Annotated in this window: 4 protein-coding genes; 1 reads left to right on the plus strand and 3 read right to left on the minus strand. The window is 33.4% G+C overall.

Annotated features, from left to right (window positions below):
• The 3 genes from AB8B65_RS02360 to AB8B65_RS02370 form a co-directional block, all read right to left on the minus strand.
• On the minus strand, positions 1 to 1307 hold a 1307-nt coding region (locus AB8B65_RS02360; protein ID WP_405299205.1), incomplete at its 3' end, for a hypothetical protein.
• A gap of 744 nt (positions 1308 to 2051) precedes the next feature.
• The gene (locus tag AB8B65_RS02365; RefSeq protein ID WP_405299206.1) at positions 2052 to 3449 is read right to left on the minus strand and encodes a M20/M25/M40 family metallo-hydrolase; all 1398 of its coding nucleotides are present in this window, start codon (positions 3447 to 3449) and stop codon (positions 2052 to 2054) included.
• A gap of 18 nt (positions 3450 to 3467) precedes the next feature.
• Complete coding sequence (locus AB8B65_RS02370) at positions 3468 to 4346, minus strand: PPK2 family polyphosphate kinase (RefSeq protein ID WP_405299207.1); 879 nt, start codon at positions 4344 to 4346, stop codon at positions 3468 to 3470.
• Between the two features lie 89 nt (positions 4347 to 4435).
• On the opposite strand from AB8B65_RS02370, the gene AB8B65_RS02375 reads away from it, so the two are divergent.
• A partial coding sequence (locus tag AB8B65_RS02375) for a hypothetical protein (RefSeq protein WP_405299208.1) occupies positions 4436 to 5574 on the plus strand: 1139 nt, incomplete at its 3' end.

The raw sequence follows: 5574 nt of genomic DNA on the forward strand, positions 1-5574 counted from the left end.
ATGAGTTCAAAAAAGTTCAATTCAAAATGTTCATTGATAATTTGAGAAGTATTATGTCGTGTCGTATTCAACATTTTAGAAAGTTTCTCCAGGTTGATATCATTATTCTTATAAATTTTTTCTTCATTCAATAAGTACAATAATTGCTCTTTTAATTCATACGATAAACTTTCGGTAAGTCCTGAGTTTCTGTATTTGGCATTTAATCGAATTACATAACTATTCGTGATAACTTTTGGTTGAATGAACGCCATAAAACCAACATACAAAACCATCGAAGTCATAATCCATATTTGAAAATGATATAGATAGTCACTTTTCGGAATTATTTTGATTACCACTAAACAGTATACCGTAAAACTCAATATATAGAGCGAAATTAAAACTACTAAATTTCGTTGCCATTTTTGCACACGTGTACTTATTTTAGCGTTTTTCCGAATGTCTCTGTTGTACATTTTTAATACAAAATAACCATATACAGAAAGTGAAGTTAACTTTACAAAAACCATTGGCGGCAAAAATGATGCATAATTTATAGTACTTGTTCCTAGCATTATTTTCAACTTCTCTTCTTCTGGAAGCACTAATATTGGTAACAACACCAATATAATTACAATTGTAGGAATGAGGTGTAATATATCCTGTTTTTGAAATACATACTTTTTGGTAATGCTTTTAAAATAGAAATAAAGCAATGGTCCGTCTGCAAATACGAATACAGTTGACATGAATAAAATACAGGGAAGTCTAAATTTTAAGTTTGAATCGTACAGAAATAAATGCAGTATAAAAAAGGAATGTTTAAATACAAAGACACTCATAAATATAATGGCACTTCTATTCTTGTTTCGCTTAAAATGCATCACAATCGCAATAAAAAAGCCTATCAAAGCTGCAAATAAATAGAATAAGTTGAATGCAGTAAAGTGCAAACCATACTTTTTAATTATTTTTTGAAACGGTTCAGCATCAACTATTGCTACAAATTCGCTGTCGTGAATAAAGTTTACATTGTAACTCATCTTTATATACATATCTGCATAGAAAGACGCTTTTTCCACTTCGCGATTTCGCGCGTGTTTGTAAGCCAGTTCTTTGTAGATAGGAATACTATCCACGGAACTGGTTGTTAATTTTAATTTGTTGACATCATAGAAATAGGTAAATTCCTCTGACGCAGTTTCTGTTAACTTCGTTTGATGGTTTACAGCATTATTTTGGTTGTGTCCGAAGACACTTGTTTTAGGGTTGAAAAAAATAAGAACAAATACCATCAAACGTGTTATTTGATTTAATTCTTTCATAACAATACGGTTTACTTAAATATACGATATTATTCCATGCAATCGTACTGTTTTGGTATGTCCCGATAAAGTTTTACCTGTTATTTACTTCTGTGAAATGTTTTTTTCTTATGATTGTTTAACCTTAAAAGCTACTTTAGTAACACTCATTTTCAATATTTTAAATGATTTTACAACTATTACTTTTGCATGAAGATATGATACTTGCAAGCACTTTTATTTTCCATGTTTTGTTGTGTAAGATTTATAAATCGTGCATATTTCTATCCATTTGGAAGCTGCTTGATCAATCGTTTTTATGATGAATTACAACAGAAAGTCTTCTGCAAGAATAAAAACAGTTCATTTTTTAAAACATAAAAAGAGGCTGTCTGGAAAGTTTCAAAAGCTGTCATTCTGGACTTGATCCAGAATCTCTTAAAGCTGATTTTCAAGTGTTATGCGAAACCGAATCAAGTTCGGTTTGACGAAATTATGACTTTTTAGACAACCTCTTCTATTTGCATATATTTAGTTAAGAAATCGAAGTTTTCTAAAAAATTTAAACACCTTCTGCTTCATCTTCAACAATAAAGCCTCCATAAATTAATTGAGGATCTTGAATTTGGAATTGCGCTAAATTTTCTAAAATACTAATTGATTTTAAATGATTCATAATACTGTGAAAGTAGTAAGAATCAAAAAATCATAAAAGAAAGACTTCCTACAATTCACTGAGCTACAACAAATAAGCAATTACAAATTTTATCCTTTTATCTTCTTCTCTTTTACAGTTCCATATTTATCAAATAGATAGACTAATGAAGTCATGGTTGCTGCTCCTAATTCCAATTCACGTTTGTTTACCGCATCAAAAGTATCATTTTCCGCATGATGATGATCAAAATACCGTTGCGAATCTGGACGTAAACCAGCCAATACAATTTGATCGTCTTTTAACGGACCAATATCTGCGCCACTTCCGCCTTTTTCAAAATAATGAATTAAATACGGTTTAAATAATGGTTTCCAGCTTTCTACTTGTGCAAAATTCCCTGCCGAACAATCAAACGAAAATCCTCTCGGTGTAAATCCGCCAGCATCACTTTCTAAAGCAAACACATGCTTTTCCCCTTTTTCTTGGGCAATTTCTGCATATTTACGTCCGCCACGCAATCCGTTTTCTTCATTCATAAACAATACAACTCTGATTGTTCTTTTTGGTGTATATCCTGTTTCTTTCATTAAACGCAATACTTCCATACTTTGCACAACTCCAGCACCATCATCGTGCGAACCATCTCCTAAATCCCAAGAATCTAAATGTCCGCCCACAATGATAATTTCATTCGGAAACTCGCTTCCTGTAATTTCTCCAATAACATTATGTGATAATACATCTTCATATTGTCTACAATATGTTGTGAATGAAAATTGCAATTTTGGATTTTCTTCCAATTTTTTACTTAGTAATTCTGCTCCGTTAGTACTAATAGCTACTGCAGGAATTCTATCTGCCACAGCAACACCTTCATACCCCATACTTCCTGTGTGCGGATAATCGTCTAAACGCAAGTTCATTGAACGTACAACTACACCAATGGCACCATATTTTAAGGCTTCTTTTGCGCCGCTGTAACGCTGATCTACACAACCGCCATACGCTTCAAACGTACTGATTAAATCTGGTTGCATTGGACGATTATAGAATACTATTTTCCCTTTAATTTTGTCAGCTCCGAGTGTTTTTAAGTCTTCTATACCTTTTACTTCTATCACTTCAGCTTGTATGCCACCAAATTTAGTTGCAACAGATCCGCCTAAAGCGCAAACAGGTACTTTTGTTGCATTTCTATTGGAACCATTTTTTATATAAGCTTCTTCCGCTTGTCCACGTTCCCATTTTGGCACCATTACTTCTTGTAGCCACACTTTATCCAAGCCTAATTTTTCTAGTTCCGCTTTTGTGTATTGCACAGCTTTTGCAGCATTGGCTGAACCTGAAAGTCGTCCGCCAATTTCATTTGATAAATGATCAAGCCACGCATAACTTTGTCCGTTAATTAACGAAGTTGAGTATACTTTTTTGAGTTGTTTCTCATCTGCATTTTGCGCAAAACTGATTGCACAAGCAAGCAATAATAGTATAGAGAGTTTCTTCATTTTAAGTAATATTAGGTTTTATTCAGATTCTAATTCTTTTTTATATGAGTCAAGATTTGCTTTGATATCGTCGTCCAATTCTGGCTCATCAATATCGTCATATCCTTTTAATGTATCATATATTATTTTTGCTACAATATAGCGTGCAGTTGGTTTGTCATCTGCCGGAATTGTAAACCAAGGTGCATGTGGTTTGCTTGTTCTGTTTAGTGCATCTTCATAACATTCTTGGTATTTGTCCCAAAGTTTACGCTCTTTTAAATCGCCAGGAGAGAATTTCCAGTTTTTTTCTTTGAGTTCTAAACGACGAAGCAATCTGTTTTTTTGTTCCTCTTTTGAAATGTTCAAGAAAAACTTAAAAATGATCGTTCCGTTGTCGGAAATATGCTTTTCAAAGTTATTAATTTGCTCAAAACGCTTCGCCCAAAATGCATCATTTACATCATCAACAGCATTTACATTCGGAATATTTTCGCCCATTATATAATATGGATGTACACGCGTCACCAATACATTTTCATAATGTGTTCTATTAAAAACAGAGAACTTTCCTCTTGCGGGTAATGCAATATAATGTCGCCATAAATAATCGTGTTTCAATTCCAATTCTGTTGGCACTTTAAAACTATGCACTACAATTCCGCGCGTATTAAAATCTTTAAACACTTCACGAATTAAGCTATCTTTTCCTGCTGTATCCATTCCTTGCAAGCAAACCAATACACCATATTTTCCGTGTGCGTATAAGGTATCTTGTAATTCCCCTAACTTTTCCCTGACATCTTCAAGTTCTTTTTTTGTTTCTTTTTTAGATTCTCCAAGATCAAATTTGGTGCTTACTTCGCTTAGTTTTACAGTTTCAGTTACTTTAAAAGTGTTGGTATCAAAATGCTTCATGCGTTGCTATTTTTCTTTGAAGGCTAAATATACGGATTGTACTTCACTTTTTTTGTAGTTTAGCCGTTTGAAATTATTAGTATTGCATTATGAAATATCAAAAATTAGTGTTTATTTTATGTTTATGTGTGAGTTTTTCTCTGTTTGCACAAAGCGATCAAGATTCAATTCCCGCTTTTACCAAAAACGGAATTTCCAAACCTAGCATTTTAGCTACGAATCCGTTTGGGGTTTTTATCTCTCGATTGAATCATAATTTTAAGTTGAACGCTTCCCGCAGATTAGAATTGGATATTACGCTCGAAAGTGGAAATGTTTGGGGACCAAATGTGAAAACGTATATTCCGAATGATCCTTCTTTGCGAAGAGAAATGCGGAATTTGGAATGGTTTAGCAGACAGTATTTTGTAGATGAAGAAATGCTAGATACTGGTTATTTTGAGATTGAAACTGATGGTGTTATTAAAGGTTTGCGTGGTAATTTGACGGTTCCGACAGGTAAAAACCAAGAATTAGTTGTTGGCTTTAGAGCTTTTGTATTGACGAACGGAAAGTTTCCTTTTTCGGCATTGACAACCGATCGTTTTATTGAGTTTTTCCATGACAATGTTGCTGGTGGCGATGATCCTTTTGATAGACGTGTTTTTGGATTGGACGAAGCTAAATTTTTGTATGCAGATAGAAACGGAAGAACATTCAACCTTGGAAATGGCGATTTTTTAACTGCCGGAATTGAAACACATTACTATTATTACCCAACTTTTTTGAATGATAAAAAAATCTATTTTAATTTGGGTGCGCATGTAGGAACCAATCTTTCTAAGTACAATATGTCAATGGATATTGGCGCTTCGGCAGCTGGTGTAAAACAGTTTGACCTCAACGATCGTAATTTTGTACTGTTTGGTGTGGGCGCGAATTTACTCCGTAAAAATGCTATCGATTTACAAAGTGATAATTTCGATTTTGGAACAAATAATTTTATTGGAAGTTTTGAAGTGAATGGAGAATATACCTTTGTTTCTAAAGGAAAAACCTATCATTCTTTCGGAATCAACTATTATTTACAGACTAGTTTACACGAAAAAGACGAAGACGCTTATAATATTTACGTCCGTGATGATGATTCTTCTAAATCTTGGGGACACGGAACGCGTCATTTGTATCGCGATACTAATTATTGGACATTTGTGTATACGTTTACACGAAAAATTTCAACTTCTTTTTA

The organism is Kordia sp., assembly GCF_045105435.1.
Classification (GTDB): Bacteria; Bacteroidota; Bacteroidia; order Flavobacteriales; family Flavobacteriaceae; genus Kordia.